Genomic DNA, 26,633 nt, shown 5'->3' on the forward strand with positions numbered 1-26,633 from the left:
CCGCCCGGACTCACGAACGGGCTCGGGAACGGACTCCCGCCCGGACTCACGAACGGGCTCACACCCGCTGTCCCGCACGGACTCGGGCGCGGCATCACGAGGGCTCACGGCGTATCAACTCCTCAGCAGCAGGGCCGAGGTGGGCACGCCCTCGCCCGCGGTGACCAGACAGGTGGCGGCGTCGGGGACCTGCGCGGTGCTGGTGCCGCGCAGCTGCTTGACGCCCTCGGTGATCAGATTGAAGCCGTGTACGTACGCCTCGGAGAGGCCGCCGCCGCCGGTGTTGAGCGGGAGCCGGCCGCCGGTCTCCAGCGCGCCGCCCTCGGTGAAGGCCGCGCCCTCACCGCGTCCGCAGAAGCCGTAGCCCTCCAGCGAGAGGGGGATCAGGGGGGTGAAGGCGTCATAGATCTGTGCCACGTCGACGTCCTGCGGTCCGAGGTCGGCGCCCTTCCACAGGTGCCGGGCGGCCGTCCAGGCCGGGCCGGTGAGCGGGTCGTCGGTCCAGTAGTTGACCATGCCGTGGTGCTGGGCGGGCAGGCCCTGGGCCGCGGAGTGCACGTAAACGGGCCGCTGCCGGCAGTCGCGGGCGCGCTCGGCGGAGACCACGACGCAGGCCAGCGCGCCGTCGGTCTCCAGGCAGTTGTCGAAGAGGCAGAGCGGCTCGCTGATCCAGCGGGCGGTCATATACATCTCGCGGGTCAGCGGCCGTTCGTACATCATCGCGGCCGGGTTCTGGTTGGCCCGGTTGCGGCAGGCGAGGGCGACGTTGAAGAGGTGGTCGCGGGTGGCGCCGTATTCGTGCATATAGCGGCGGGCCAGCATGCCGATCTCGTCGGCGGGGCGCAGCAGTCCGAAGGGGCGGGTCCACTGCCCCGGGGTGGGCAGCTGCACCTGGGTGTTCTTCCAGGGGCGCGGTCCCGAGCCGCGCTTACGGGACCGCCAGGCGACGCCCACGCTCGCCTGGCCGGTGGCGATGGCGGCGGCCAGATGCGCCACCGTCGCGCAGGAACCCCCGCCGCCGAAGCCGACCTTGGAGAAGTGGGTGAGGTCCCCGGCGCCGATGGCCTTGGCTATCTCGACCTCGTCGGTCTCCTCCATGGTGTACGAGGCGAAGGCGTCCACCTCCGAGGGGGCGATTCCGGCGTCGTCCAGCGCCGCGACGATCGCCCGGCAGGCCAGGGTCTTCTCGGATTCCGGGAGTTGCCGGGCGAACGGGGTCTGTCCGATACCGGCTATCGCCGTAGCGTCCTTGAGGGTCGGCCCCATCGCCACCTCCGTGGTCGGTCGCCAGTGCTGACAGCGGAGGAGGCTACCGCTAATCTGACGGTCAGTCAGCTAGTGGCGTACAGCTCTTCGGCGGGAGGCAGTGCGATGCACGACGACGTGGACGCGCGGGCGGACCTGGAGTACGGCGTCATTCCCCGTCTGGTGCGCGCGGCCGCCCGGCGGTACGGCCCCCGGGAGGCCGTGGTCGAGGGCCGCACCCGGGTCTCGTACGCCGAGTTGGGCGAGCGGGTGGAGCGGGCGGCGGCCGCCTGTATCGCCTCCGGGGTCGCGCCCGGCGACCGGGTGGCCGTATGGGCGCCCAACACCCTCGACTGGATCGTCTCCGCCCTCGGGGCCGTCACCGCCGGCGCCGTCCTCGTCCCCGTCAACACCCGCTTCAAGGGCACCGAGGCCGCCTACGTCCTGGGCCGCACCCGCGCCAAGCTGCTCTTCATCACCGGCACCTTCCTCGGCACGTCCTACCTCGCCGCACTCCGCCGCGCCGCCCGGGAAGGCACCGGCCCCGGCCCGCTGCCCGGACTGCCGCGGCTGGAGAAGGTCGTGGTGCTCTCCGACGACGCCCCCGCCGACTGCGCCACCTGGCAGGAGTTCCTCGCCGGCGGCGCCGCGGTGCCCGCGGAGACCGTCCGCCGCCGGGCCGACGCCCTGCGCTCCGACGACCCCTCGGACATCGTCTTCACCTCCGGCACCACCGGCCGTCCCAAGGGTGCCGTGATCACCCATGCCCAGACCCTGCGCGCCTACGACGTATGGAGCGAACTGGCCGGCCTCCGGGAGGGCGACCGCTACCTGATCATCAACCCGTTCTTCCACACCTTCGGCTACAAGGCCGGGATCATCGCCTGCCTGCTGCGCGGGGCGACGATGATCCCGCAGCCGGTCTTCAGCGTGGAGACCGCGCTCGCCAAGATCGCCGCCGAGCGGATCTCCGTCCTCCCCGGACCGCCCACCCTCCACCAGCAGCTCCTCGACCACCCCGACCGCGGCCGGCACGACCTCTCCGCGCTGCGCCTGGTGGTCACCGGCGCCGCCGTGGTCCCCCTGGAGCTGGTCGAGCGGCTGCGCAGCGAGCTGAAGATCTCCACCGTCCTGACCGCTTACGGCCTTTCGGAGAGCTCCGGCGTCGTCACGATGTGCCGCCGCGGCGATCCGCCCGAGGTGATCGCCGCGACCTCCGGCCGGGCCCTCCCCGGCACCGAGGTCCGGATCGTCGACGCCGCGGACCGCCCGGTGCCGCCCGGCGACCCCGGCGAGGTGCTGGTCCGCGGCTACCACGTGATGTCCGGCTACTTCGAGGACCCGGCCGGCACGGCCCGCGCGATCACCCCCGACGGCTGGCTGCGCACCGGCGACGTGGGCGTGCTCGACGCGGACGGCAACCTCCGGATCACCGACCGCATCAAGGACATGTTCATCGTCGGCGGCTTCAACGCCTATCCCGCCGAGATAGAGCAACTCCTCGGCCGCCACCCGGACATCGCCGAGGTCGCCGTCGTCGGGATACCCGATCCCCGGCTCGGCGAGGTGGGCCGGGCCTATGCGGTCCGCCGGGCCGGCTCCCTGCTCACCGCCGACGATCTGATCGCCTGGTCCCGCCGCGAGATGGCCAACTACAAGGTCCCGCGGGAGGTCACCTTCGTCGCCGCCCTCCCGCGCAACGCCAGCGGCAAGATCCTCAAGACCCGGCTGCGGGAGGGCGCCCCGGGGCCCGCGCCCGCCGGGTGACCGGGCCGCCCGCCGGCCGTCCGGGGACCCCGGCTACGACGCCGGCGGCGTCCAGTCGGGCCGGCGGCCGCTGAGCGCCACCACCTGGTCGAGCAGCGGGGCATCCGCCGCCACCGCCACCGGCGGACCGAACGGCCCGCGGTCCCCGCCCTCGGCCGAGGGCGCCAGCAGCGCATACGAGACCCCGAGGCTCGCCGCGTCGGGCGCGTAGTCCTGACCGGTGGCACGCGCCAGGTCCCAGCCGTGCAGCACCAGCTCGTTGAGCGCGACCCGCCCCGCGATGGCCGCGGGCAGGGTCACTCCCCCCGCCTGGGTCTCGCCCTCCCATGCCTCCGGGGCGTGCCAGGCCTCCGCCATCCCGCGCAGATTCCGGTCCAGCTCGGTGCGCCAGCCGGACTCCACATCGGGCACCGACGCACCAGGGGCGGTGTTCGTCATCACCCCGAGGTTCTTGCGCGCCGCCTCCCGGAAGGCCGCGGTCAGGCCGACGAGGTGCCCCAGCAGATGGCGCACCGCGTACTCCCCGCAGGGCGTGGGGGCTTCGAGCTGCTCATCGGCGGTTCGGGCTGCGAGCTGCGACACCAGCCGGGCCTGCGTCGCGAAGTCGATCGTCTCGGTCATCGTCCGGGTCCTTCCGTCCTGCCGGTGCGTGCTGGCGGGCCGCCACCGGCCCGCCCCCACGCGCTGCCACTCCCAGTGAAGACTCCACCGGCCCCCGGAACTCATCGCCACACCGCGGCCCGTCCCCGGTTGGGGGCTGTCTGGCGGAGCGGGGACGGGCCCGGCGTGGTGAGTGGGGACGGCGTCTGCACGCCCGCTGAACAGACCGGGCGCCGGACCGGCGCCGCCACCGACTACGACTTCCGGACCGGTGCCTCAGCCGTTGGCCAGCGTGCACCCGAGAAGAGGGAGCAGCCGGTCCCAGTGCAGCCGCAGTGCGGCGGGGTCGAAGGCGTCGGTGTCGGACATCGTGAAGCCGTGGACGGTGCCGGGGTAGATCTCGGACGTGTGGTCGACACCCGCGGCGTCCAGGGCCTGGTTGAGCTCGCCGAGGGCCTCGGGTGTCAGGTCGGATGCGGCGTGGCCGAGGTGGACCTGGGCGGTGATCTCGGAGAGGCTGTCCGGTCCGTCGGCGCCCACCGGGCCGTGGAACGCGGCGACGGCGGCCACCTGGCCGGGGTGGGCCGCGGCGGTGCGCATCGCCAGGAGGCCGCCGATGCAGTAGCCGGTCACCGCGACCGGGCCGGCGCTGACCTCGGGCCGGGTGGTGAGGAAGCTGAGGTAGGCGTCGGCGTCGCGCAGGGTGCGTTCGGCGGTGTGCGCCTCGATCAGGGGCATCAGCTGGGCGAAGACCGCGGGCCGGGCCTCTTCCCCGATGTACTCGGGAAGTTCGATCACCGGTGCCGGGCCGTGCCGGTAGAGGAAGTTGGGGACGAGTACGTAGTACCCGTACCCGGCCAGTTCGCGGGCCATCTCCGTCAGCACGGGCCGGATGCCGAAGCCGTCCGGGTACATCAGCACCCCTGGGTGCCGCTCGCCGTCGTCGGGGAAGGCGGCGAAGGCGTCGGCCCGGCCGTCCGGGGTGGGAATCATCAGGGTCTTGGTGGGCAAGAACTTCCTTCCTTGGCGTTCGCTCGATAAACGTTTATTACACTAACGTTTTCGGCGCGAGTGAGCGTATATCGTTAGTCGAACTAACGCAATGGATGGGGTGGCCGCCATGATCAGAGCCGAAGCCGCGGACCTGCCCGACGACGGAGCGCGCCAGACGCCCGCCAGGCTGCGCCGGCAGGCGAGCCGGCTGTTGTCGCAGCTGACCGCGCGGTCGGACCGGCTGATCAATGCGGGGCTGGCCCGCGCCGACGCCCGCAAGTGGCACTACGCCGTGCTCGCCTCGCTCCAGGAGTACGGGCCGGGCAGCCAGGCGACGCTGAGCCGGCGCACCGGCATCTACCGCAGCGACATGGTCGGCGTGCTCAACGAACTGGCCCAGCGGGACCTCGTCGAGCGGGTACCGGACCCCGACGACCGGCGCCGCAACATCATCACGATCTCCGCCCGGGGCCGCCGTCGCCTGCCCCGCCTCGACAAGGTCCTGGACGACCTCCACGACGAACTGCTCGCCCCGCTGAGCCCGGCCGAACGCGACCAGCTCGTGCACCTGCTCACCCGCCTGCTGGACCACCACACCCGGACCTCCTGACCCCGCGCAGCGGCATCCGCATCCGGGCCACGGCCCCTGGTCTGTGCACCGCTTTTCCTCCGTGCACCGCCCCTACTCCGTGTACCGCTCCCGCAGCACCGTCTTGAGCACCTTGTTCAGCGGCCCGCCGCGCGGCAGTTCGCCGACGGTCTCCAGTTGCTCCGGCAGCTTCTGTGTCATCACCCCGGCCGCCCGCAGATGCGCGGTCAGCCTGTCCAGGGTCAGCGGCGGTGCGGCCGGATCGGCGGGCGTGACCACCGCGCACACCCGCTCGCCGCGCTCCCGGTCAGGCAGCCCGATCACCGCAGCCTCCGCCACCGCGGGATGGGTGCGCACCAGCTCCTCGATCTCCTGCGCGGAGAGGTTCTCGCCCTTGCGGATGATGATGTCCTTGAGCCGCCCGGTCAGCACCAGGTGCCCGTCGGGGCGCAGATACCCCAGGTCGCCGGTGCGGAAGGAACCGTCTGCGGTGAACGCCTGCGCGGTCAGCGCCGGGTCGGTGTAGCGCCGGAACAGCATCGGGCCCGCGACCGTCACCTCGCCGCGCTCCCCGGCCCCGGCCTCGGACCCGTCCGGCCGGACGATCCGCACCCGCGCGCCCGCCACCGGCCTGCCGACCGTCCGCGCGAGCTGATCGTCGCTGTCGTACGGCGTGCCCATCGCGATCATCGGACACTCGGTCATCCCGTACCCGTGCACGATCGCGCACGCCAGCTCCCGCCCGGCCGCCGCATACAGCTCCGGGGGCATCGGCGCCCCGCCACCGGACAGCAGCCGCAGCGACGGAATCAGCCGCCCCGCATGCGGCAACTGCTGCCGGTAGCGCCGCGACTCGTCCAGGAACGCCTGGTAGAACGCGGTGCTGCCGCCCGCCATGGTGACCCCGTGCCGCCGGTAGACGGCGGCCGCGCGGCCCGGCTCGAAGGTGTCCAGGATGACCGCGGGAAATCCGCTGACCAGCATGGCGATGACATAGTCCGGACCGGCGATATGCGCGTACGGAAAGGCGATCGAGCCGATGTCGTCCGCGGACATGCCGAGCGCGGTGGCCAGCCCCACGCCACCGGCGATGAGCGACGCATCGGTGTGCTCCACCCCTTTGGGGGCGGAGGTGGTGCCGGAGGTGTAGTAGATCCAGGTGGTGGCCCCGTCCCCACCGGACGGCGCGGCGGGCAGCCCGGCCGGGTCCGCCGTCGGCAGCCCGTCCCCGACGGGGAGCACCCGCACCCCGTCCCCGGCGAGCTTCTGGACCATCGCGGTGTGATCGAACCCCCGCCACACGCCCGGTACGAGCACGAACTCCGCCGCCGACTCCGCCAGAATGAAGCCGACTTCCCGCTCCCGGTGCAGCGGAATCACGGGCGTCTGCACGGCCCCCAGCCTGGCCAGCGCCAACGACAGGAGCACCGTCCCGATCCGCGACGGCAGCTGCCACGCCACCCGCGCCCCGGCCCCGATCCCCAGCTCCCGCAACCCGGCCGCCACCCGCAGCGCCTCGTCCCGCACCCCGTCGAAGGTGACGCTCCCCCCGTCCCCGTCGAAGAACATCGGCATCCCGCACGAGAACCGCGCGCGGTAGTCGACCAGTTCCCAGAGCGTCCGTATACGGGCGGGGTCGAACATGGGGCGCCTCCTGGCTGCTGGCGGGGCAGATGAGTGCCGCGGCACTGTAGCACCGGAAGCTGACGAATCGTCAGATGCGTGTCGGGGAACAAACGCGGCGGTGCCGGGTGATCCGTCAGGCACCGGCCCATGGGGCAGAGAAAAGAGCAACGGGGCCCGAGCGTCAGCCCGGCCCCCGTTCTGTGTCACGCCTCGCATCGAGTGCCGACGGCCAGGACGCTGTGCGAAGTGCCGCGGGTGCGCCTTGCTGCGATCAGGGCATGTGGTTGTCCATCGGCGACAGCGGGGCGGGGTGGTTCAGCGCTACCGCCGCGGAGTGGTGGGCCTGGGCCGCGAGGGAGTGCGGCGGGCTCGGTATGTGGTTGTCGGCCGTGGCGGGCAGTGCGGCGACGCCCAATGCGACCAGCGCGATACCGGCGACGATAAAGGTCTTCTTTGTGCGGGTCATTCCAACTCCTCGGAGACGGGGGAAGGTTGACGTTCCCGAAACACGCTAGCGGTAATTGCGGGCAGATGTTCGATCATCATGGAAATGCGAGAAATATCGCCAGTTCTGCCGCGGAAGGCAAAAAAGCCGCAGGGACCGGTTTTCGATGGCATCCCCTCCACGCCATCGAAACCGGCCCCTGCGATCCCCCGAATACCCCCCCGTTGGTTTGACGGGCCCTCACTCGGAGTCGTAGTGAACGGGCGTCAGTCCTTCTGAGAAACGCCGTTCCCCGGAGTGGGCTGGTGATTGTCGTCCGCCAGGGGCGTGGCGATCGGCTGGTGGTTGTCCATGGGCTTGAGGATGTCCCGGTCCTCGGACTTCTTCACCTGGGTGGCGACCCCGGCCCCGCTGATGGGCTGGTGGTTGTCCATGGGCTTGAGGACATCCCGGTCCTCGGACTTCTTCTTCACCTGCGTGCTGACGCCGGCTCCGCTGATGGGCTGGTGGTTGTCCATGGGCCGGATGATGTCCCGCTCACCTGGGACAGCGGCCTTGTTGTCGGCGTTCACTTGGATCAACTCCTGTGTGGGCGCTTACTGCTTGGTCACCCGGCCGGCGACTCCCCCGTGGGTCGCCGGACGGGCGTGGCATGGCCGCTCACGATAACTCTGCGGCCTGGGCACCGAGCCGCTTGCCCCCCGAGGCGGCGGATCGATGTTGATAAGAGTGGCCCGCCGCGATGAACGATCGATAAACGTCGGAGTCCACCGCCGGGTGAACGCGCTTATGCGACCACGGTGGGCGAGAGAAGTGCCTGCACAGCGGTGCCTTCCGAGGAACCCAGGCGCTCGAATGTCGCCAGCGATTCCTGCCAGCACACCCTTGCACGGCCGGTCTGCCCGAGGGCGTGCAGGGCGCGCCCCAGGGTGGTCAGGACCGTGGCGCGCCAGGAATCGCCGCCGATGCCGCGCAGCGCGGTCAGCGCCAGTTCGGCGTGGTTGGCGGCGGTGGCGGGACGGCGGGCGGCGAGCTCGACCTCGGCGAGCCGGAAGTTGGTCATCCCTTCCCAGAAGCGCTGCCGGCTGTCCTTGAAGATGGCGAGTGCGGCCGTCAGTTGCTCGGTCGCCTCCTCCAGCCGCATCGCCTGGGTGTACGCGAGAGCGAGGGCGTACATACCGTTCGCGAGCCGGCGCTTGGCGCCCAGCCGGCGGTATATCGAAAGCCCTTCTTCCGCGAGGTCAATTGCGCTGTCCACGCGGCCGGTGTCCAGATGGACACGGGAGAGATTGCACAGGGCGCTGGCTTCGGCCTGCCGGTTGTTGTCGTCGCGGAAAGCGGACAGGGCCTGTCGCAGATAGCCCTCCGCGTCGGCATGACGGTGCTGCGCGTTGGCGATGATCCCGCGGTCATTCGGGGCGGAAGAGGAGACGTAGGCGTCCTCGGAGGCAAGTCCGAGCAGCATGGCGGACTTGGCGTTCTCATCGGCCGCGTCCAGCCGTCCCGACAGCGTACGGACATAGGTGAGCGCGAGGTGGAAACGCGCTTCCGCGTGCTGGTCCCCGGCCTCCCGGGCGGCCGTCAGGAGCGTGACGTTGGCCTGCTCGTACTGGAGCGCGTCGGCACCGGATTCGGCCAGGTCCTTGGTGAGCAGCAACAGATCGGCGGCCCGTCGCAGGGTGTCCGGGCTGCTGGACTGACGGGCACAGGCGAGCAGGCAGCCGGCCTCGTTGAACAGCCATTCCAGGGCCGCCGCCCGGTCGGCGAAGACGAGGCCGGGGTAGTTGGTGCTCTCCATGTGGTCGATCAGACGGTCACCCGGACGTTCGAGCGCGTACATCCGGGCGGCGGTCGCCAGATAGAAGTCCAGCAGCCGGGAGACCGCCATGTCCCGCTCCGACGGCGGGTGTTCATCGCGCTCGGCGCAGGCACGCGCGTAGAGCCGCACCAGGTCGTGGTAGCGGTAGCGCCCCGGTGCGGCGGACTCCAGGAGCGAGGTGTCCACGAGGGATTCGAGGAGTTCCTCGGTGTCGTCGGCGTCCATGTCGAGTACGGCGGCGGCCGCGGCCAGCGAGATGTCCGGGCCGTCCGCCAGCCCCAGCAGCCGGAAGGCACGGGCCTGCGCGGGCTCCAGCTGCTTGTAGCCCAGCTCGAAGGTGGCCTTCACGGCGAGGTCGCCGGCCCGGAGTTCGTCCAGCCGGCGGCGCTCGTCGCCCAGCTTGCTGGCCAGGATGGACACCGTCCACGTACGGCGCGCGGCCAGCCGGGAGGCGGCGATACGGATGGCCAGCGGGAGGAATCCGCAGGCCCCGACGACGGCCATGGCGGCCTGCCGCTCCGAGGTGACGCGCTCCTCGCCGACGATGCGGGTGAAGAGCGCGAGCGCTTCCTCCGGGCTCATCACGTCCAGATCGATGAGATGGGCACCAGCCAGGTCGATCATGCGGGCGCGGCTGGTGATCAGGGCGGCGCAGCCCTCGGTGCCCGGCAGCAGCGGCCGGACCTGGGAGGCGTCCCGGGCGTTGTCCAGGAGGGCCAGTACCCGGCGGCCGGCCAGGACGGAGCGGAAGAGCGCCGAGCGCTCCTCCAGGCCGTCGGGGATGGAGGCGTCGGGTGTGCCCAGGGCGCGCAGGAAGGCGCCGAGGACGGCGACCGGTTCGGAGGGGTTGTGGCCGGCGCCCTGGAGGTCGACGTAGAGCTGCCCGTCGGGGAAGTGGTCGCGGGCGGCGTGGGCCACATGGACGGCGAGGGTGGTCTTGCCGACGCCGCCGATGCCGGTCAGGGCCGAAACGGCCATCACGCTGCCCTCGGCGGTGGCGAGTTGGTCGCCGAGCTCGGTGACGAAGGCGGCGCGGCCGGTGAAGTCGGCGACCGTCGCCGGGAGTTGCTGGGGACGCACCACGGCGGGGCCGGCGGGGTCCTTGTCGAAGCTGACGGCGGGTGCGTCCAGGTCAGGGTCCGCCTGAAGAATCCGCTGCTGGAGGTCGGAGAGCGAGGCGCAGGGGTCGACCCCCAGCTCGTCCGAGAGCAGCCGGCGGGTGTCGGTGTACACCGCGAGCGCCTCGGCCTGCCGTCCACTGCGGTACAGCGCGAGCATCAGGAGTTCGCGCAGCCGCTCGCGCAGCGGGTGGGCGGCGGTGAGCGCGGTCAGCTCGGACACCGCCTCGGCATGGCAGCCGAGTTCCAGTTCGAGTTCGAAGCGGGTCTCCATCAGGGAGAGCCGCCACTCATCGAGCCGGGTGCGCTGGGTGTCGGCGTACGGGCCCGCGAGGCCGGCCAGCGGTTCGCCGTCCCACAACGCCAGTGCCGTGTCCAGGAGTTCACGGGCGCGGCCGCGGTCACCGGCCGCCCGGGCCTTCTCCGCCTCGGCGGCGTACTGCTCGGCGTGATCGTGGTCGAGGTCCAGCGGGCTGCCGTCCACCGGGCGGAGCGCATAGCCACCGGACTCGCTGACGAGGGCGTCGGCGTCGTCGCCCAGGGCTTTGCGGAGCCGGGAGGCGTAGGTGCGCAGCGCGGCGAGCGCGGCATGCGGCGGCTCGTCGCCCCAGAGGGCGTCGACGAGTTCGGGCGCAGTGGCGGTGCGCCCGCCGCGCAGCAAGAGCGCGGCGAGCAGCGCCCGCTGCTGCGGGGAGCCTGCTGCCAGCGGTGTTGCGCCGCGCCAAGCCCGTACGGGACCGAGCACGGTGAAGCGGAGCCGCTCCCGCCCCGGACCGTCGTCCATGGTGCCCCCTTGCCGTGTGTGGCATCTGTTCGCGCTGTGCGCACTGCCTCGCTGTGCGCAACGGCCAGTCTGCCTTGTCGCGGCTGCTTACGTCAGTAGGGGTCCGGACCGTCCACAAAGCATCCTCGGACGATCGGTGCCGGAGGCGGGGCGGCGCAGGGCAGGGGCGCGGAGGTGAAGCTTCCGTGCGCCCCCTGGTATTCGGTCCACCCTCCGCACTAGCTGACGCATCGTCAGATCGGCGCTACGGTATCCGCCATGGAGACCTTCCCGAAGATCATCTCGGTGGACGACCACACGGTGGAGCCCCCCAACGTCTGGCGGGACCGGCTCCCGTCGAAGTACCAGGACACCGGCCCGCGCATCGTCCGGGCGCCGGTGAAGGAAATGAGCTTCGTGGGCGGAAAATTCGCTCCAAAGATGGGTGCCATCGGTGACGACGGGCCGATAGCCGACTGGTGGGTCTATGAAGATCTGCACCGTCCGCTGACCCGCCTGGACACGGCCGTCGGCTACGCGCGCGACGACATCAAACTCGAAGGCATCACCTACGAGCAGATGCGGCCGGGCTCCTTCAGCGTGCCCGACCGATTGGCCGACATGGAGGTGAATCATGTCCAGTCGGCGCTCTGTTTCCCGACCTTCCCCCGTTTCTGCGGCCAGACGTTCACCGAGGCCAAGGACCGCGAACTGGGGCTGCTGGGGGTGCGTGCCTACAACGACTGGATGGTGGAGGAGTGGTGCGGCCCGCAGGCGCAGGGGCGGCTGATCCCGCTCGGGCTCATCCCCCTGTGGGACGCCGGGCTGGCCGCCGCGGAAGTACGGCGCAACGCCGCCCGCGGTGTCCGGGCCGTCTGCTTCAGTGAAATCCCGCCCCACCTGGGGCTGCCCAGCATTCACACCGACTACTGGGACCCGTTCCTGCGCGCCTGCGACGAGACCGGCACGGTCATCGCCATGCACATCGGCTCATCCAGCAAGATGCCCTCGACCTCCGCCGACGCACCGCCGGCCGTCGGCTCCACGATCACCTTCGCCAACTGCTGCTTCTCGATGGTCGACTGGCTGATGAGCGGAAAGTTCGAGCGCTTCCCGGACCTGAAGATCATGTACGCCGAGGGGCAGATCGGCTGGATCCCGTATGTCCTGGAGCGCGCGGATGTGGTCTGGGAGGAGAACCGCGGCTGGGGCGGCGTCGCCGACAAGGTCCGCCGCCCGCCGTCCGAACTCTTCGCCGAGCACATCTACGGCTGCTTCTTCGACGACGCCTTCGGCCTGAAGAACCTGGACGCGATCGGCGTGCGGAACGTGCTGTACGAGACGGACTACCCGCACTCGGACTCGACCTGGCCGAAGTCGCGGGAGGTCGGCGAGTCCCAGATGGGGCACCTGGCGCCGGACGCGGTGGAGCGGATCGTCCGGGGGAACGCCATCTCGCTGCTGGGGCTGACGGCGGAGGGGCTCTGGGGGCCGTCCGTCGCCTCCTGACCGGTCGCACGCCGCTCCGCTGTCAGCCACAGGTAGGCCGGGACGGCGGGGTTGTCCCCACATAGCGGCGCCATTCGGCGTCGGTCAGATTGCGGTCGGCGATCCGGCAGAGGCCCTCGATCCAGGAGGCCACCGAGAAGTCCCAGGAGAGGACCTCGCCGCCTTCGGTGGCTGTCCACAGGGTGCCTGCGCTGTCCATCACGAAGCCGGTGTGCTCTCCGATGCCGCCGAACCCGGACATCGTGCGGGGCGGGATGGGGATGTCGGGGCCGCCCAGCCGGTCCCCGGTGTCCGCGTCCCACCTGGTCAAGGCGCCGCTGTCGGCCAGGGTGAGGACCGTACGGCCGTCCGCGCTCGAGGTCACCCGGGCCCCGTTCGGTTCGTCGCTCTGCCAGCGGAACCGCTGTTCGTCCAGGTCCCAGCGGGCGAAGGTGCCTCTGCTGCCGTCGAGGAACAGTGCGTGTCCCCGGCCGGCCAGCGCGAACGCATTCACCTTCTCGCCGTCCAGGCGAACCGACTGCATTTTCCGGCCGGAGCCGACGTCGTAGAGGTCGACGGCGCCCTTGACGTTCTGCACCGCGGCCGTCCGGCCGTCGTCGCTCAATGAGGAGAGCAATCCGCGCTGGGGCTTGCCGGCACCGCGTGGTACCGCGATCCGGGTGCGCTGCGCCGACGGGTCGGCGACATGGACGGCCCCGTCGTCCGTGGTGATGACCAGGGAGCCGTCCGCGCGCGGGGCGATCACGACCGGGTGCAGGTAGTCGTCCCGCGGTCCGGAGAAGGTCACCGTGCGCCGTTTCACCAGGCGGGTGTCCTGGACCTGCCATGACTGCACCTTGCCGGGCAGGCCGGCGTACAGGGTCCGGCCGTCGGGGCTGAAGGCGAGCGCGCTGTAGAGGAGGGTGTCCCCGCCCACGAGCAGGCCGCGGTGCTTCGGGCTCCAGACGTGCAGCCTGGTTTCCTTGACGACGGGGTCGTCCTGCATGGGGTTGTCCCAGGCGACCTGGCCGTCCGGGCCGGCGGCCAGCGCCGGGCTGTGGATCATGGTCTCGTCGTCCGAGAGGGGCAGGCCATGCGCATGAGCCGTCCGGGAAGACTGCTGGAAGTTCCACAGCGCGACCGTCCGGCCGTGTGCGGAAGCGAGCCTTTCCCCCGTGTCGGAGAACCGCAGCAGTGAGGGGCGGCCGACACCGGTGAGCGTGCGGAGCCGGCCGGTCTCCCCTTTGGTCTGCGCGTCGGCCACCGTGATGCCGGACGCCGTGCCCACGGCCATCCGGCCGTGGTCGGACAGCGCCAGCGACCTGGCTTCCTCGTTGGGGAGCGCGGGGAAGTCCGGGCAGGTGTCGGCGAGGGACTCGTGGCCCTTGCGTTTCGGTAGTCCGGTGCTGATCAACTGCCCGAATTTGAGGTAGCCGAAGCAGTGGCCACCGTTCGAGACGGCCTGTACGTATTGGCCCGCGGGCAGGGTGAGCTGGTGGCTTTCCATGACCGTGCGCAGCTCGGGCAGGGTGTACAGGGCACCGCCACCGAACTCGTCGCGCACCAGAAGGTGGGAGTCGACGTTCTGGAAGACGGTCACCGGGCCGGAGTGCCCGCTGCGCTTCGCACGGACCATCTTTCCGCTCTCCTCGTACAGCGCCACCGTGCCGGCCTCGTCCACGACGGCCAGCTGTCCCGCCATGCCGAATCCCAGCGAGGAAACGCTTTTCGGCCGGGGAGCGAGCCGCCGCAGTGTCTTGCGTGTGAGGTCGTAGACCCCCACATTGCCCTTGCTGTCCCCGGCGGCCAGCCGCTTCCCGTCCTGGCTGAAGCCCACTGCCGTGATACGGCCCGGCAGCGAGGTCCGGGCGCGCAGGGCGCGGTCGTTGGCGCGCCACACCGCCACCGCACCGCCCTCGTCCCCGACGGCGACCGCCTTGTCGTCCGTGCTGAGGGCGAGCGCGCTGATGTCCTTCGCGCTCGACACCATGCTCACCAGATGAGGGCTGTCCGTGGAGAGCCGGTTCAGCGTGGCGATGGCCTCGGGCGACTCCTGCATGCGGTACGCCTCGATCGCCAGCAGCGAGGCCAGCCGCAGATTTCCGTCCTTGAGGTTCAGGGCGGTCGCGGCCAGCTGCCGGGAGGTCGCCAGCCGGGCCTGCCGCTGGGCCTCGTCCCGCTGCTGGACGGCGTTCACCCATCCCAGGCCCGCGGCAACGGCGAGAGCGGTGATGACGGCGAGCGCACCGCGCACGAGCCGCTTCGTCCTGCGCTGCCGGGTGACGTCCGCACCGATCAGATCTTCTTTGGGCCGCCCGTGCAGCGGGGCCGCCAGGTCGGCCACGCATTGCTGGAAGCGCGAGTCCCGCAGTGAGCCGGGATCCTCTTCCGACATCCAGCGCAGATCGACCCACCGCGGCTCGTCGCTGAACATCCCCGCCATGGTGCGCGGCAGGCAGGTGGTGTGCTCCCAGTCGAAGTCACCTGCCCCGTGGTCCCACGTCAGCTCGCCACCGGTGACGACGATGAGCATCCGCCGCGCCCCGAGGCCGGCGCGCCACCAGTTGATCTCCTTCTGCACCCAGTCCGAGCCGGCGGAACTCGGGCAGGCAAGCAGGATGAAGGCGCTGGAATCCGCGAGATGACGCTCGATTTCGGGCCACAGCCCCGGGTTCGCCGACAGCGAGGCATTGTCGAGGAAGATGCGCAGCGCGCGTAATTGCCGCCAGCTGCGGCGCGCGAAATTCTGGAGCCCTCGCCGAAGATGATCGGCCTTGGCGCTGTCGGCCGCATGGCTGTAGGAAAGGAAGGCGTCGTATCGGTGGGTGCGCTGCGAAACGTTCTGACCAGCCATTCCGGTTCCCCCGTCGTCAGGTCGGGCGTGGGCCGCCGCGCGTCCCCGTCGCCGCATCATCCACATCGTCGGGAAGGGTGGCAACGGCGCCTTGCCGCAGTGAAGTTGGTGTCACCACACCCGTCTCGTCCTCGTCCCGGCCCCCTTCCCTGAATGCCAGGATGACCCCGTCGATCGGCTCTACACTTCTTTCGTATTTCGGACTCATGTTGCGGGATGCGAGGGGGCGGGCTGCGGTGAGCGAGGGACAAACACTCGGCGAAGCGGATTTTCCGGCGGTGTTCCGGTCGGCGGACGCCGCTTCTCTTTCGGGGCAGCGCCGCCATATGCGGGGCACGAAATGGCGGTTGGTGCTGGCGATCCTGGCCGCCGTCTGCGCGGTGTCGAGCAAGGACGCCGCGGTGGCGGTGGTGCTCCTGGCCTTCTTGGTGACCGTCTACTTAGAGGTGTGGATGCTCGCGGAGCGGCCGGAGCGCGCCTGGTACGACGGACGTGCCCTGGCGGAGTCGGCGAAGACGCTGTCCTGGCGGTACGCGGTGGCGGGCGAGCCGTTCCCGGCCGCGCTGCCCGCGGACGCCGCGGACCGCAGGTTCCACGAGCGGCTGGAGGTCCTGCTCAGGGAGGCGCCGGTCGACAGCATCGTCCCGGTCGGCTCGATGGCCGCCACCCCGGCCATGGGCGAGTTGCGCCGCAGTTCGTTCGCGGTCCGTAAGCAGGCGTACCTCGCCGGGCGCATCGCGGACCAGCAGCAGTGGTACGGGACCAAGGCGGCCACGAACATCGCCCTGGCCCGGCGCTGGCGGATCGGCCTCATCGTGGTGGAAGGGCTGGGTGTGCTCGCCGCCGTGCTGCGCCTGATGAAGGTCATCGACTTCGATCTGCCCGGTGTGCTGGCGGCGGTGCTGGGTGCCGGGGCCGCCTGGTTCGCGGTGCGGCAGTACGAGTCGCTCGGCCGCGCCTACACCTTCGCGGCCACCGAGCTGAGCATCGTCCACCAGCGGCTGTCCGCGACCCATGAGGAGTCGGACTGGACGCAGGAGGTGGCCGACGCCGAGGAGGCCATCAGTCGCGAACACACGATGTGGCGGGCCTCCCGGGGCGCCGCGTAGCCCCTTGCGCACCGGCGCCGCCCTTGCCTGATGCCGCCCCAGGCGCCACGATGTCCCGCGCAAGCTATGTGACGGTGCGTCAGATATAGCTGGAGGGGCCGGTGGACGGCGTGCGTGATGAGGTGTGGCGGCCGGAGGGCGGGCGGCTGGTGTACGGCATGCAGTTGCCGGTGCAGTCGCAGAGCACGCTCTTCGCGGAGAGCTGGGAGGCGGCCGCGGGGCCCGCTGATCTGGTCGAGATCGCGCGGGTGGCGGACCGGTGCGGGTTCGCGTACCTCGCCTGCTGTGAGCATCTCGCGATTCCGCGGCGGCTGGCCGAGGCGATGAGCACCGTCTGGTACGACCCGGTGGCCACGCTGGCGCATCTGGCCGCCGTGACGGAGCGGGTCCGGCTGCTGAGCCATGTGGCGGTGGCCGGGCTCCGGCATCCGCTGATCACGGCCAAGCAGTACGCGACGCTGGACCGGCTCTCCGGCGGGCGGCTGATCCTCGGGGTGGGCGCCGGGCACGTGGCGGAGGAGTTCGAGGTGCTCGGGGTGGACTTCGGGCGGCGTGGGGCGGTGCTGGACGAGACCGTCGATGCCCTGAAGGTGGCGCTGGGGCCGGAAGAGTTCCCCAAGTTCGCGGGGGAGCGGTTCGCGTTCGAGGGGCTGGGGCAGGCGCCGCGGCCGGTGCAGACGCCGCGCCCGCCGATCTGGGTGGGCGGCTCCTCACCCGCCGCCGTCCGCCGGGCCGCCGAGCGCGGCGACGGCTGGCTCCCGCAAGGCGACCGGCGCGACCAGCTGCCCGGCCAGATCACCAGGCTGCGGCGGTTGCGGGAGGAGGCCGGAATCGACGAGCCGGTGGTGATCGGCACCATCGCCGAGCCGCTGTACGTCGGCGAGCCGGGGTGGGAGGTCGGCCGGCGGACGCTGTCCGGGGCGGCGGATCGGATCGCGGACTCGCTGCGGGAGTACGGCGCGATGGGTGTGCAGCAGATCCAGGTGCGGTTCCGCAGCCGGAGCCGCGGTGAACTGGCCGATCAGATGGTGGCGTTCGGGTCGGAGGTCGCGCCGCTGCTGAACGGCTGACGGCCCGGACGGGCGCAGAGCAACTCACCAGCGGAGGAGTGCGGCTATGGGCAAGCTCGACGGGCGGGTCGTCATCGTCACGGGTGCGGCGCGTGGGCAGGGGGAGCAGGAGGCGCGGCTGTTCGTCGCGGAGGGCGCGAAGGTGGTGCTCGGCGATGTGCTGGACGCGCAGGGCGAGGCGCTCGCCAAGGAGCTGGGGGAGGGGGCGGCGCGGTACGTCCCGCTGGATGTGACGCGGGAGGCGGACTGGCAGGCCGCGGCCGCCGTCGCCAAGGACACCTTCGGGAAGATCGACGGGCTGGTCAACAACGCGGGGATCCTGCGCTTCAACGAGCTGGTCTCGACGCCGCTGGACGAGTTCCAGCAGGTGGTGCAGGTCAACCAGGTCGGCTGCTTCCTGGGGATCCGTACGGTGGCGCCGGAGATCGAGGCGGCCGGCGGCGGCACCATCGTCAACACCGCGTCGTATACGGCGCTGACCGGGATGGCCTTCGTCGGCGCGTATGCCGCGACCAAGCATGCGGTGCTCGGGCTGACCCGGGTCGCCGCGGTGGAGCTGGCGGCCAGGAAGATCCGGGTGAACGCGGTGTGTCCGGGGGCGGTGGACACCCCGATGACCAACCCGGCCGCGCTCGATCCGGCCGTCGATCCGGCCGAGTCGAAGCGGGCGGTGGACGAGCTCTACCAGAAGCTGGTGCCGCTGGGGCGGATCGGGCAGCCGGAGGAGGTCGCCAAGCTGGCGCTCTTCCTGTCGTGCGAGGACTCGTCGTACATCACCGGGCAGCCGTTCGTGGTCGACGGCGGGTGGCTGGCGGGGGTCAGCGTCTTCTGACGGTGCGTCAGACCAGTGCGGTGACGGCTCTTGACGCTCTCCGGGCGCGGTGGAACAGTCGGCACATCGAATCTGACGGTACGTCAGATATAGCCATCAGGGACGGTGAACCTCCTTGGAATTCGGGCTCTTTGTACAGGGATATGTAGGCAAGCGGGCCGAGACCGACCCGCTCGCGGAGCACAAGGCGCTGATGGAGGAGACCGAGTACGTCATCCAGGCGGACAAGTCCGGCTTCAAGTACGCCTGGGCGTCCGAGCACCACTTCCTGGAGGAGTACTCGCACCTCTCCGCCAATGACGTCTTCCTCGGCTATCTGGCCCACGCGACCGAGCGGATCCATCTGGGGTCCGGGATCTTCAACCCCCTCGCCCAGGTCAACCACCCGGTGAAGGTCGCCGAGAAGGTCGCCATGCTCGACCATCTCAGCGAGGGCCGCTTCGAGTTCGGCAGCGGACGGGGCGCCGGGTCGCACGAGATCCTCGGCTTCCTCCCCGGCATCACCGACATGAACCACACCAAGGAGATCTGGGAAGAGACCATCGCCGAGTTCCCGAAGATGTGGCTCCAGGAGGAGTACCCCGGGTTCCAGGGCAAACACTGGCAGCTGCCGCCGCGCAAGATCTTCCCCAAGCCGTACGGGGCCTCGCACCCGGCGATGTGGTACGCGGCCGGCTCGCCGACCTCGTACGCCATGGCGGCCAAGAAGGGCCTGGGGGTCCTCGGCTTCAGCGTGCAGAAGGTCTCCGACATGGAGTGGGTGCTGGAGCAGTACAAGACCGCGATCCGGGACGCCGAGCCAATCGGCGACTTCGTCAACGACAACGTGATGGTGACGTCCACGGCGATCTGCGCCGAGACGCACGAGAAGGCGGTGGAGATCGCCGTCAACGGCGGGCTCAACTACCTCCAGTCGCTGGTCTTCCGCTACCACGACACCTTCCCGCGGCCCGAGGGCATCCCCGAGTGGCCCGAGCTGCTGCCCGACTACACCACCGAGATCATCGAGCTGCTGATCGCCGAGGAGCTGATGATCTGCGGCGACCCGGACGAGGTGCTCGGGCAGTGCAAGCGCTGGGAGCAGGCCGGCGCCGATCAGCTGAGCTTCGGGCTGCCGATCGGGATCTCGTACGAGGACACCATGAACACGGTCAAGCTCATCGGCGAGCACGTGATCCCGAAGATCGACACCGATCCGGTGCACCGCACGACCCGGTTCCGGCAGGCCACGGGCGGCTGAATCCGCCGAGGGGAAGGGGCGCACACCGTGCTCGACCACCTGATCAAGGGCGCGACCGTTGTGGACGGGACGGGCGCGCCCTCGTACACCGCCGATGTCGGCCTCCGCGACGGCCGGATCGCCGTCATCGGCCCGCCCGGCACCGTCACCGAGGAGGCGCGGAGCAGCGAGGACGCCACCGGGCTCGTCCTCGCCCCCGGCTTCGTCGATCCGCACACCCACTACGACGCCCAGCTCTTCTGGGACCCGTACGCGACGCCCTCGCTCAACCACGGGGTGACGACCGTGGCGGGCGGCAACTGCGGCTTCACGCTCGCCCCGCTGAACCCGGAGCGGCCCGCCGACGCCGACTACACCCGCCGGATGATGGCCAAGGTCGAGGGCATGTCCCTGGTGGCGCTCGAAGAGGGGGCGCCCTGGTCGTGGAGCTCGTTCGGCGAGTACCTCGATGCCCTGGAGGGGCGGATCGCCGTCAACGCGGGCTTCATGGTGGGGCATTGCGCACTGCGCCGCCACGTCATGGGGGAGGACGCCATCGGCGGGCAGCCGACGCCCGCGCAGCTGGAGCGGATGCTGGCGCTCTTCCACGAGGCGATGGCGGCCGGGGCGTGGGGCTTCTCCACCACCCAGTCCGCCACCCACTCCGACGGGGACGGGCAGCCGGTCGCCTCCCGGCACGCGGCGCCGGCCGAGCTGCTCGCGCTGTCGCGGGCCGTCGCCGAGCACGAGGGCACCCAGATCGAGGCGATCGTGGCCGGCTGCCTCGATCAGTTCAGCGACGCCGAGATCGCGCTGCTCGTCGAGATGAGCGCGGCCGCCGGGCGCCCGCTGAACTGGAATGTGCTGACCATCGACGCGGCCGTGCCCGAACGGGTGCCGCGACAGCTGGTCGCCAGTGAACGGGCCCGGGAGGCCGGCGGCCGGATCGTGGCCCTGACGATGCCGATCCTCACCCCCATGAACATGTCCCTGGGCACCTTCTGTGCCCTGAACCTGATCCCCGGATGGGGCGACATCCTGGGCCTGCCGGTCCCCGAACGGATCGCGAAGCTCCGCGACCCCGCGGTCCGGGACGGGATGCTGCGGCGCGCGGACAGCAAGGAGGCGGGCGTCTTCCGACGGCTCACCCACTTCGGCCGCTATGTCATCGGGGACACCTACTCCGCGGCGAACGAGGGCCTGACCGGCCGCGTCGTACGGGACATCGCGGCCGAGCGCGGCCAGGAGCCCTTCGCGTGCCTGGTGGAAATCTGCGCCAACGACCAGCTGCGGACCGTCCTGTGGCCGATGCCCACCGACAACGACCCGGACTCCTGGGCGCTGCGCGCCGAGACCTGGCAGCACGAGGACGTCATGCTCGGCGGGTCGGACGCGGGCGCGCACCTGGACCGGATGTGCGGCGCCCCGTACACCACGCGCTTCCTCGGCGACTGTCTCCGGGGCCGCAAGCTGATGGGTCTGGAACAGGCCGTGAAGATGCTCACCGACGACCCCGCCCAGCTCTTCGGGCTGCGGGAGCGGGGCCGCATCGAGGAGGGCTGGCACGCCGACCTCGTCCTCTTCGACCCGGCACGGATCGACGCGGGCAAGGCCACCCTCGTCCATGATCTGCCCGGCGACAGCCCCCGGCTGGATTCCCGGGCGATCGGCATCAACGCGGTGTGGGTCAACGGTGTCGAGACGATCCGCGAGGACGTGGTGACCGGCGCGGTCCCGGGGACGGTACTGCGGTCGGGGCGGGATACGAGGACGGTGAGCACTAAGTGAGGGGGTTGGGGTGGAGTGCGGGGTGGGGTGTGGTTGAGGTGACGGGCTTGGGGCGGGGTGCGGCTGAGGTGACGGTTGTGGGGCGGGGCAGGGGTGAGTGGTGGCTCGTGGGGCGGGAGTTGGTGGAGGTGAGCGTCAAGTGAGCTCCGCAGGGCGGCTGTTCATCGGCGGGGAGTGGGCCGAGCCGGACGACGGCCACTACGAGGTCATCGACCCGGCGACGGAGGAGGTCGTCGGGCTCGTGCCCGAGGCGAGCCGGGAGCAGGTGTACGCGGCGGCATCCGCGGCGGCCGCGGCCTTCCCCGCCTGGTCCCGTACGCCACCGCAGCGCCGCGCCGCGATCCTCGACCGGGCCGCGGAGGTGATCCAGCGCGACTTCGCGGCGCACGCCGAGGTGGCACAGGCGGAGAGCGGTGCGACGACCGGCACGGCGCGCGGTATGCAGGTCGCGGTCGGGGCGGCGCGCTTCCGGCGGTATGCGAAGGGGGCCCTGGAGCCCGTGGAGCAGGCGCTGCCGCCGCAGATCAACGAGGCCGGGCCGATGGGGAAGGCGGGCGTGCTCGGCGCCCTGGCGGTACGGCAGCCGGTCGGCGTCGTCAGCTGCATCACCTCGTACAACAACCCGTGGGCCAACCCGGCGGGCAAGATCGCCCCGGCGCTGGCGATGGGCAACACCGTCGTGGTGAAGCCCGCGCCGCAGGACCCGCTGTCGGTCTACCGGATGGCGGCGGCGCTGGCGGAGGCGGGGGTTCCGCCGGGGGTCGTGAACGTCGTCAGCGGAGCCTCCCCGGCGGTCGGCGCGGCGGCCGTGGACGCGCCGGACGTGGACATGGTGAGCTTCACCGGCTCGACGGCCGTCGGGCAGCGCATCGCCGAGGTGTGCGGCCGCGGGATGAAACGCCAGCTCATGGAGCTCGGCGGCAAGGGCGCCGCGGTGGTCTTCGACGACGCGGACCTGGACTCGGCGGTGGCCGGCATCGGCACGACGTACTCCTTCTACAGCGGGCAGATCTGTACGGCGCCGACCCGGGTGCTCGCCCAGCGAGGCGTGTACGAGGAGCTGGTGGAGCGGCTGACGCGGTACCTGAGGCGGCTGACGGTCGGTGATCCGCGCGCGCCGGGCACGGTGGTCGGTCCGGTGATCTCGGCCGCGCACCGCGACCGGATCGAGGCGTATGTGGAGCTGGGCCGGAAGGAAGGCGCCCGGGTCGTGGCGGGCGGCGAACGGCCGTCCGTACCGGAGCGCGGCTTCTACGTCGCGCCGACGCTGCTGGCCGACTGCACCCCGGACATGCGGGTCGTACGCGAGGAGATCTTCGGTCCGGTCGTCGTCCTGCTGCCCTTCGACGAGGAGGACGAGGGGATCGCCCTCGCCAACGACAGCGACTACGGGCTGATCGACTACGTGTGGTCCGGCGATATCGCCCGCGCCTTCCGGGTGGCCCGGCTGCTGCGGGCCGGCGGGGTCGGGGTGAACACGGTCGGCCGGAACATGGAGGCGCCGTTCGGCGGCTTCAAGAAGAGCGGAGTGGGGCGCGACGTGGGCTCGTACGCGCTGCACGCGTACAGCGAGCTTCAGGCGATCGTGTGGCCGGGGTGAGGGTGGGGGTCCTGGGCGGCGTCCTGCTTGTGGCCGTCTTCGGCAAGACCCTGATCGACATGTGGAACCCCGCCTACAGCTCGGGCAGTTCGGTGTTCGGCATCGGCTCGGTCTTCGTCATCGGGGTCGGTCTGCTCCTTCTCGGTGTCGGGATCATGCTGGTGATGCAACGCCGCAGCCCGGCCTTCTTCCGCGGCCAGGTGCTGACCCGGGCTACGCCTGCGTTGGTGGCGGAGGAGTAGTTGGTGGTGGAGGTGTAGGGGGAGGGGTGGAAGTGCGGTCCGGGTGCGCGTGATCGTCTGCCGGGGTGCGCGTCACCCGCTCCCGGCCCCGCCGTTCGTCGTGCGCTCGGCCGGGCTCAGCCCCAGCGGCCCAGGAAGACCGGGTTGGTCATCGCCGCCATGGGGCCCGGCAGGCCCGGTGTCGTCGCGGGGTGGCGGACTTCCGCGCGTATGTAGGCGGCGTAGTCCGGGGTGGTCCGCCAGCTGACGGTGCCCTCGCCGGAGGGCGGCAGCGTGGTGGAGTACAGCCGCCCCTGGTCGGTGACGAAGGAGACCGTGCAGCCGGGGGTGCCGGAGACCGTCAGCCGGGCGGTGACCTCCGCCGTACGGGAGACCGCCAGCCGCTCGCCGATTCCGGCGTGTTCGCCCCGCTCACCGGTGACGGAGAAGCTCAGGCCGACCTTCGACGACTCGGCGATCCAGACCCGGCCGGCCCGTATGCCGTCCTGAAGGGCCCGGCGCGAGAGATCGTCGGCGAGCACCACGGTCTGCGGCAGGCCGACGACATCGGGGTCGCGATGGGCGTCGCTGTGGCCGACGGCCGGCAGCCAGTCCGCGCGGCCCTGGACATGGGCGACCAGGGTGTTGTCCCACTCGGCGAGGGTGACCTCGTCATCGGGGGTGTACGGCCCGTTCCAGACCTCCACCGCATCGGCCTCGTTGAGCCCGAACTTCCAGTTGCAGCCGATGCAGGTGGCGTGCGGATGCGCCGGGATGACCAGGCCGCCGGCCCGCCGGATGGCGCGTGCGTACTTCCCGAAGGCGTTGTCGCGGGCCCGGTAGCGCCAGTCGATGAAGACCTCGGGGTCGGTGCCCATCGCGACCACGTGCCCATTGCGGGTGGTGACTTCCTCGCCGGTCAGGATCAGCAGGTCGTCGCCCCACAGTCCGTCCCAGGCGCGGTGCGCGGAGGTGGTGTTGTGCTCGGAGGTGTTGATGAAGTCCAGCCCGGCGGCGCGGGCCAGCGCGGCGATCTCGGAGGGGGTGCGTTTGCCGTCGGAGTGCACGGAGTGCAGATGGTTGTCGCCGCGGTACCAGGCGCGGCCCCGGCCCCGGGCGCGCTCGGGCGGATGGACGGGCGCCGGGGTGTGCCCCTGGGGGCCGTACTTCAGGGTGATCGTGACGTCGTAGGACAGGCCCTGCGGGGCGACCGTGTACGGGCCGAGGACGATATGCCAGGTGCCGGGGTTGACGCGGCCCGGGAGATAGCCGGGGGTGGCCTCGTCGGCGCGCACGAAGAACTCCGTACGCGCCCCGCCCGACCAGCCGCGGAAGCCGGCGCCGCCGAGGCCGGTGCCCCGTTCGTCGAAGATGCCGATGTCGCAGGCGTTGCCGGCCGTGCCCTCCGGGACGGTGGGTCTGTCATAGCGGTAGGCCACGGCGATTTCGCGCACCCCGCGCGGCACTTCGACCGGCAGATACACGAAGTCGGGCGCGCCCGTGGGCAGATGACCGGTGACCCGCCGGGTCTGCTCGCCCGGCCCGCCTCCGGACCTCCCGTCCGCGGGCGCCGCGTCGGCGAAGCTCACACGTCCGAGCGTAAGCGTGCCCGACGCGCCCGCAACTGCCGAGAGTTTCAGAACCTCGCGTCGTTCCATCCCCGCCCCCGCGTCACGTCGTGTCGGATGAGTACCGCGTCGCGGCCGGCTCGTCGCACCGCGTGAAAACTGTTGTACGCGGGTGCGACACCGAGGGAAAGGGCTGTGGATAACCGTCGGGCGGTGCGGCAACATGCGGTCACGCACACGCCCGACGCGGAGGTGTTCCCAGCATGCGGATCGCGACCACGATCTTCCTGACCGACGAGACGATCCGGCCGGACCGGCTGGGCCGCGAGCTGGAACAGCGCGGCTTCGCCGGCCTCTATCTCCCGGAGCACACCCATATCCCGGCCAGCCGGGACACCCCCGCCCCCATGGGCGAGCCGCTGCCCCGCGAGTACGGCCGCACCCTCGACCCGTTCATCGCGCTCGGCCAGGCCGCCGCGGTCACCGAGCGGCTCGCCCTCGGCACCGGCATCACCCTGGTCGCCCAGCACGACCCGGTCGACCTCGCCAAGCAGATCGCGACCCTCGACTTCCTCTCCGGCGGCCGCTTCACCCTGGGCATCGGCTACGGCTGGAACGTCGAAGAGGCCGCCGACCACGGGGTCGAGTGGTCCACCCGGCGGGAGCTGACCCGGGACCGGGTGGCGCTGATGCGCGCCCTGTGGGCCGCGGAACCGACCGCGTACAAGGGTGCCTTCGGGTCCGTACGGGCGTCCTTCGCGCACCCCAAGCCGGCACACGGCGCGCCGCGCATCCTCCTCGGCGGCGGGGCCGGGCCCAAGCTCTTCGGGCAGATCGCCGCGTACGCGGACGGCTGGCTGCCGATCGGAGGGCGGGGGCTGACCGAGACCCTCCCGGTACTACGGCAGGCGTGGTCGGACGCCGGGCGTACGGGTGAACCCGTGGTGGTCCCGTACGCGGTCCACCCGTCGCCCGGGAAGCTGGCGCACTACCGCGAGCTGGGACTGCACGAGGTGGTCCTGCAACTGCCGCCGGCCGGGGAGGCGGAGGTCCTGCGGACGCTCGACGACTTCGCGCAGTTCTTGTGACGTACGGCAGCGTGCCGTACCGGATGCGTGACGACGGCGGACGGGCCGCCTGAGGGCCTGGTGGAGGGCGACCGGGCCGGATACGCCCTAGGACCATCGGTGTAAGGCCCCCGCCCCCCCGGATCGGTACCGGAGGCCGATTCGCGCCCGCCCCGTCCAGTCGTAGCGTCGAAGGTGAGGACCCGTTGAACCACCCGCATGCAACGGTCCAAGGAGAACGGTCCACGGTCCCGGAAGCGCCACGGTCCGGATGATCCCGCAGATCAGGGGACCTGGCCGAGCACGGGACCAGAGAGATCAAGGAGACCCCATGCCTCGCCTCGACCACACGATCGTGCACAGCACCGACCGTTTCGCCTCCGCCCGGTTCCTGGCCGGTCTGCTCGGCGCGCCCGAGCCCAAGGCGTTCGGCCCCTTCGCCGCCCTCAAGCTGGACAACGGGGTGGCCCTCGACTACGCCGAGCATGTCGCAGGCGGCGAATTCGTCCCGACGCACTATGCGTTCCTGGTGACCGAGGAGGAGTTCGACGGGATCTTCGGCCGCATACAGGAGCGCGGGCTGTCCTACTGGGCCGACCCCATGCACACCAAGCCCCAGGAGATCAACCACCACGACGGCGGCCGCGGTGTCTACATCCTCGACCCCGACGGCCACAACATGGAGTTCTTGACCAGGACGTACTCCGACGAGCTGCTGGCGAGCATGTAAGCGTGCGGTGCGCCGCCGCCGGGAACTGCCCTCTCCCTGCCCGGACGGAACGTCCGTCCGCAGTGATCAGCGGCACATCAACGGCCCCTTCTCCGACGGCGGGGCTGTCGGCGGGCGCTCGT

General features: G+C 71.2%; 20 protein-coding genes and 1 pseudogene. 12 read left to right on the forward strand and 9 right to left on the reverse strand.

The features are described 5' to 3' along the window. Positions 1 to 114 precede the first annotated feature (114 nt). Positions 115 to 1,266 (reverse strand): lipid-transfer protein, encoded by a 1,152-nt coding sequence (locus tag AC3EUV_RS22680; protein WP_432143031.1) that lies wholly within the window; start codon positions 1,264 to 1,266, stop codon positions 115 to 117. 105 nt (positions 1,267 to 1,371) lie between these two features. On the opposite strand from AC3EUV_RS22680, the gene AC3EUV_RS22685 reads away from it, so the two are divergent. Further along, the gene (locus AC3EUV_RS22685) at positions 1,372 to 3,012 is read left to right on the forward strand and encodes a FadD3 family acyl-CoA ligase (protein ID WP_435603740.1); all 1,641 of its coding nucleotides are present in this window, start codon (positions 1,372 to 1,374) and stop codon (positions 3,010 to 3,012) included. A gap of 33 nt (positions 3,013 to 3,045) precedes the next feature. On the opposite strand, the gene AC3EUV_RS22690 is transcribed toward AC3EUV_RS22685, so the two are convergent. Together AC3EUV_RS22690 and AC3EUV_RS22695 are read right to left on the reverse strand one after the other, a co-directional pair. Beyond that, on the reverse strand, positions 3,046 to 3,633 hold the full coding sequence (locus AC3EUV_RS22690; protein WP_435603741.1) for a TIGR03086 family metal-binding protein: 588 nt from the start codon (positions 3,631 to 3,633) through the stop codon (positions 3,046 to 3,048). Between the two features lie 255 nt (positions 3,634 to 3,888). Continuing rightward, the gene (locus AC3EUV_RS22695; RefSeq protein ID WP_435603742.1) at positions 3,889 to 4,623 is read right to left on the reverse strand and encodes a dienelactone hydrolase family protein; all 735 of its coding nucleotides are present in this window, start codon (positions 4,621 to 4,623) and stop codon (positions 3,889 to 3,891) included. Positions 4,624 to 4,732: 109 nt separating this feature from the next. On the opposite strand from AC3EUV_RS22695, the gene AC3EUV_RS22700 reads away from it, so the two are divergent. Next, positions 4,733 to 5,215, forward strand: coding sequence for a MarR family winged helix-turn-helix transcriptional regulator (locus tag AC3EUV_RS22700; RefSeq protein WP_432143035.1), 483 nt, complete (start codon positions 4,733 to 4,735; stop codon positions 5,213 to 5,215). Between the two features lie 72 nt (positions 5,216 to 5,287). Here AC3EUV_RS22700 and AC3EUV_RS22705 read toward each other — a convergent pair whose 3' ends face one another. The 4 genes from AC3EUV_RS22705 to afsR form a co-directional block, all read right to left on the reverse strand. Then, on the reverse strand, positions 5,288 to 6,838 hold the full coding sequence (locus AC3EUV_RS22705; protein ID WP_435603743.1) for a class I adenylate-forming enzyme family protein: 1,551 nt from the start codon (positions 6,836 to 6,838) through the stop codon (positions 5,288 to 5,290). 253 nt (positions 6,839 to 7,091) lie between these two features. Continuing rightward, on the reverse strand, positions 7,092 to 7,286 hold the full coding sequence (locus tag AC3EUV_RS22710) for a hypothetical protein (protein ID WP_432143037.1): 195 nt from the start codon (positions 7,284 to 7,286) through the stop codon (positions 7,092 to 7,094). A gap of 245 nt (positions 7,287 to 7,531) precedes the next feature. Further along, positions 7,532 to 7,837, reverse strand: a complete 306-nt coding sequence (locus AC3EUV_RS22715; protein WP_432143038.1) for a hypothetical protein — start codon at positions 7,835 to 7,837, stop codon at positions 7,532 to 7,534. 215 nt (positions 7,838 to 8,052) lie between these two features. Beyond that, positions 8,053 to 10,986: an SARP-family global regulator AfsR gene (gene afsR, locus AC3EUV_RS22720; RefSeq protein ID WP_432143039.1), complete on the reverse strand. Its 2,934-nt coding sequence runs from the start codon at positions 10,984 to 10,986 to the stop codon at positions 8,053 to 8,055. 258 nt (positions 10,987 to 11,244) lie between these two features. Here afsR and AC3EUV_RS22725 point away from each other — a divergent pair, with 258 nt between their 5' ends. Continuing rightward, positions 11,245 to 12,474, forward strand: coding sequence for an amidohydrolase family protein (locus tag AC3EUV_RS22725; protein ID WP_435603744.1), 1,230 nt, complete (start codon positions 11,245 to 11,247; stop codon positions 12,472 to 12,474). 22 nt (positions 12,475 to 12,496) lie between these two features. On the opposite strand, the gene AC3EUV_RS22730 is transcribed toward AC3EUV_RS22725, so the two are convergent. Beyond that, positions 12,497 to 15,307, reverse strand: a complete 2,811-nt coding sequence (locus AC3EUV_RS22730) for a toll/interleukin-1 receptor domain-containing protein (protein ID WP_435603745.1) — start codon at positions 15,305 to 15,307, stop codon at positions 12,497 to 12,499. 206 nt (positions 15,308 to 15,513) lie between these two features. Between AC3EUV_RS22730 and AC3EUV_RS22735 the strand changes: the two genes are divergently transcribed. From AC3EUV_RS22735 to AC3EUV_RS22765, 7 genes and pseudogenes are all read left to right on the forward strand, one after another. Continuing rightward, a complete protein-coding gene (locus AC3EUV_RS22735; RefSeq protein ID WP_432143042.1) occupies positions 15,514 to 16,416 on the forward strand; it encodes a DUF4231 domain-containing protein in 903 nt (300 codons plus the stop codon). Between the two features lie 158 nt (positions 16,417 to 16,574). Continuing rightward, a complete protein-coding gene (locus tag AC3EUV_RS22740; RefSeq protein ID WP_432143111.1) occupies positions 16,575 to 17,486 on the forward strand; it encodes an LLM class F420-dependent oxidoreductase in 912 nt (303 codons plus the stop codon). Between the two features lie 46 nt (positions 17,487 to 17,532). Further along, positions 17,533 to 18,318 carry an SDR family NAD(P)-dependent oxidoreductase gene (locus tag AC3EUV_RS22745; RefSeq protein WP_432143043.1) on the forward strand — a complete coding sequence of 262 codons (786 nt, stop codon included), beginning with the start codon at positions 17,533 to 17,535 and terminating at the stop codon, positions 18,316 to 18,318. A 115-nt stretch (positions 18,319 to 18,433) separates the two neighbouring features. After that, positions 18,434 to 19,558, forward strand: coding sequence for an LLM class flavin-dependent oxidoreductase (locus AC3EUV_RS22750; protein ID WP_432143044.1), 1,125 nt, complete (start codon positions 18,434 to 18,436; stop codon positions 19,556 to 19,558). Between the two features lie 27 nt (positions 19,559 to 19,585). Then, positions 19,586 to 21,325: an N-acyl-D-amino-acid deacylase family protein gene (locus AC3EUV_RS22755; RefSeq protein WP_432143045.1), complete on the forward strand. Its 1,740-nt coding sequence runs from the start codon at positions 19,586 to 19,588 to the stop codon at positions 21,323 to 21,325. Between the two features lie 139 nt (positions 21,326 to 21,464). After that, positions 21,465 to 22,925 carry an aldehyde dehydrogenase family protein gene (locus tag AC3EUV_RS22760; RefSeq protein ID WP_435603746.1) on the forward strand — a complete coding sequence of 487 codons (1,461 nt, stop codon included), beginning with the start codon at positions 21,465 to 21,467 and terminating at the stop codon, positions 22,923 to 22,925. Positions 22,926 to 22,933: 8 nt separating this feature from the next. Further along, a pseudogene (locus AC3EUV_RS22765) lies at positions 22,934 to 23,167 on the forward strand (amino acid transporter); the annotation flags it as partial. Between the two features lie 116 nt (positions 23,168 to 23,283). Here the strand turns inward: AC3EUV_RS22765 and AC3EUV_RS22770 are convergent. Then, positions 23,284 to 24,804 carry a CehA/McbA family metallohydrolase gene (locus AC3EUV_RS22770; RefSeq protein WP_435603747.1) on the reverse strand — a complete coding sequence of 507 codons (1,521 nt, stop codon included), beginning with the start codon at positions 24,802 to 24,804 and terminating at the stop codon, positions 23,284 to 23,286. Positions 24,805 to 24,977: 173 nt separating this feature from the next. Here AC3EUV_RS22770 and AC3EUV_RS22775 point away from each other — a divergent pair, with 173 nt between their 5' ends. Next, positions 24,978 to 25,802: a TIGR03619 family F420-dependent LLM class oxidoreductase gene (locus AC3EUV_RS22775; RefSeq protein ID WP_435603748.1), complete on the forward strand. Its 825-nt coding sequence runs from the start codon at positions 24,978 to 24,980 to the stop codon at positions 25,800 to 25,802. A gap of 310 nt (positions 25,803 to 26,112) precedes the next feature. Beyond that, positions 26,113 to 26,511 carry a VOC family protein gene (locus AC3EUV_RS22780; RefSeq protein ID WP_042156103.1) on the forward strand — a complete coding sequence of 133 codons (399 nt, stop codon included), beginning with the start codon at positions 26,113 to 26,115 and terminating at the stop codon, positions 26,509 to 26,511. Positions 26,512 to 26,633: the final 122 nt, after the last annotated feature.

Source organism: Streptomyces sp. bgisy130 (genome assembly GCF_057708345.1).

What these genes read in the sequence shown, in the direction of transcription:
- AC3EUV_RS22680 (WP_432143031.1), bottom strand. Translation starts at nt 1,266, where the DNA reads ATGGGGCCGACCCTCAAGGACGCTACGGCGATAGCCGGTATCGGACAG.
- AC3EUV_RS22685 (WP_435603740.1), top strand. Translation starts at nt 1,372, where the DNA reads ATGCACGACGACGTGGACGCGCGGGCGGACCTGGAGTACGGCGTCATT.
- AC3EUV_RS22690 (WP_435603741.1), bottom strand. Translation starts at nt 3,633, where the DNA reads ATGACCGAGACGATCGACTTCGCGACGCAGGCCCGGCTGGTGTCGCAG.
- AC3EUV_RS22700 (WP_432143035.1), top strand. Translation starts at nt 4,733, where the DNA reads ATGATCAGAGCCGAAGCCGCGGACCTGCCCGACGACGGAGCGCGCCAG.
- AC3EUV_RS22705 (WP_435603743.1), bottom strand. Translation starts at nt 6,838, where the DNA reads ATGTTCGACCCCGCCCGTATACGGACGCTCTGGGAACTGGTCGACTAC.
- AC3EUV_RS22710 (WP_432143037.1), bottom strand. Translation starts at nt 7,286, where the DNA reads ATGACCCGCACAAAGAAGACCTTTATCGTCGCCGGTATCGCGCTGGTC.
- afsR (WP_432143039.1), bottom strand. Translation starts at nt 10,986, where the DNA reads ATGGACGACGGTCCGGGGCGGGAGCGGCTCCGCTTCACCGTGCTCGGT.
- AC3EUV_RS22725 (WP_435603744.1), top strand. Translation starts at nt 11,245, where the DNA reads ATGGAGACCTTCCCGAAGATCATCTCGGTGGACGACCACACGGTGGAG.
- AC3EUV_RS22730 (WP_435603745.1), bottom strand. Translation starts at nt 15,307, where the DNA reads ATGGCTGGTCAGAACGTTTCGCAGCGCACCCACCGATACGACGCCTTC.
- AC3EUV_RS22735 (WP_432143042.1), top strand. Translation starts at nt 15,514, where the DNA reads ATGTTGCGGGATGCGAGGGGGCGGGCTGCGGTGAGCGAGGGACAAACA.
- AC3EUV_RS22740 (WP_432143111.1), top strand. Translation starts at nt 16,575, where the DNA reads ATGCAGTTGCCGGTGCAGTCGCAGAGCACGCTCTTCGCGGAGAGCTGG.
- AC3EUV_RS22745 (WP_432143043.1), top strand. Translation starts at nt 17,533, where the DNA reads ATGGGCAAGCTCGACGGGCGGGTCGTCATCGTCACGGGTGCGGCGCGT.
- AC3EUV_RS22770 (WP_435603747.1), bottom strand. Translation starts at nt 24,804, where the DNA reads ATGGAACGACGCGAGGTTCTGAAACTCTCGGCAGTTGCGGGCGCGTCG.
- AC3EUV_RS22775 (WP_435603748.1), top strand. Translation starts at nt 24,978, where the DNA reads ATGCGGATCGCGACCACGATCTTCCTGACCGACGAGACGATCCGGCCG.
- AC3EUV_RS22780 (WP_042156103.1), top strand. Translation starts at nt 26,113, where the DNA reads ATGCCTCGCCTCGACCACACGATCGTGCACAGCACCGACCGTTTCGCC.